1 protein-coding gene is annotated in these 1,164 nt (G+C 80.2%); it reads right to left on the bottom strand.

Going from position 1 to position 1,164, the window contains the following annotated elements; translation table 11 throughout:
* Positions 1-908: trehalase-like domain-containing protein (locus ACFUEL_RS39840; RefSeq protein ID WP_380243132.1), on the bottom strand; the 908-nt coding region annotated here is incomplete at its 3' end.
* Between the last annotated feature and the right edge of the window lie 256 nt (positions 909-1,164).

The raw sequence follows: 1,164 nt of genomic DNA, 5'->3' as shown, positions 1-1,164 counted from the left end.
GTGACGAAGCGGGCCGAGCCGGCCAGCAGCGGGTGCGGCCCGCGGGCGGCGACCGCCTGGCCGATGTACGCCTGGTCGCGGATCCACACGTACCGGTAGTCGTAGTTGCGGCCCTGTTCGGCGCGCTCGGGCAGGCTGGTGGTCGCCGCGGCGACGGTGCCGCCGTCCGGGCCGGTCAGGCCGGTGAGGACGGCGTGGGCGTGCCGGGCGTCGCGGTGGCCGGGCAGCCCGGCCAGCTCGTCCAGGGCCGGGACGTCCGCGGCCCAGGCCGCCTCGGTGGCCGCCCAGGCGCGGTCCGGGTCCGGCGGGGCATCGTCGAACGGCCGGTCGGAGAGCTCCAGGACCAGGTCGTGCGAGGTGCCGGCCGCGGCGCGCAGCACGGCGTGCAGGCCGCCGCAGCGCTCCGGCCGGGCGTCCGGCAGGCCGGTCAGCCGGGCGTGCAGCGGGCCGGTGCGCAGCGTCCAGCGGCCCGCCGCGTCGCGGACCGGATCGGTGGCGCCGGCCGCGCCGAAACCGGCGGCCAGGTGCAGGGCGACGTCGAGCTCGGCCGGGCCGTCCACGGCCAGGACGCGGCGCAGCAGCACCGCGCGGTGCGCCTCCGCCGGGCGGGCCAGGGCCTCGCGGCACTCCACCACCCCGTCCCGGGTGACCCAGCGGCTGCGGTACACCAGCCCGCCGTCCTCGTACCGGCCGCCCGGCACGTACGTCGCCGTCGGGGTCAGGCCGAACCAGCCCGGCCCGCCGATCAGCGCGGACAGCACCGCGTCGCTGTCCCAGCGCGGCACGCACAGCCAGCCGAGCACGCCGTCCGGGTCGAGCAGGGCGCCGCGCCGGCCGTCGGCGAGCAGGGCGTAGCCGCGCAGCGGGTGCGGGGCGGGCGGGGCGCAGGGGCGGTGCGCGGCGGGCATGGCTGCCTCCGGGAGTCGGGCGGCTCTCGCCGTGGCGGCTGTCCGCTCCGGCGGCGGAGAAACCTGCGGGCCGTTTCCGGCCCAGGCGGTCGGGCAGACGCCCGGCGCACGCGCCGGCCCCCGGACCGGCGGAGGAACGACGGGAGGACACCGCGATGGCACGGCAGGAACGCCCGCTGCACGACATGGGCGGGGCGATCGGCCCCACCGACCCGGGCGGCCCGGCGGAACACGGGCCGACGGACGACGGCACCGG

Origin of the sequence: Kitasatospora sp. NPDC057198, from assembly GCF_042670125.1 — a bacterium.
Lineage (GTDB): Bacteria > Actinomycetota > Actinomycetes > Streptomycetales > Streptomycetaceae > Kitasatospora.
Note: the sequence above shows the minus strand (reverse complement) of the source record. Positions and strands in the feature narration are given on the sequence as shown.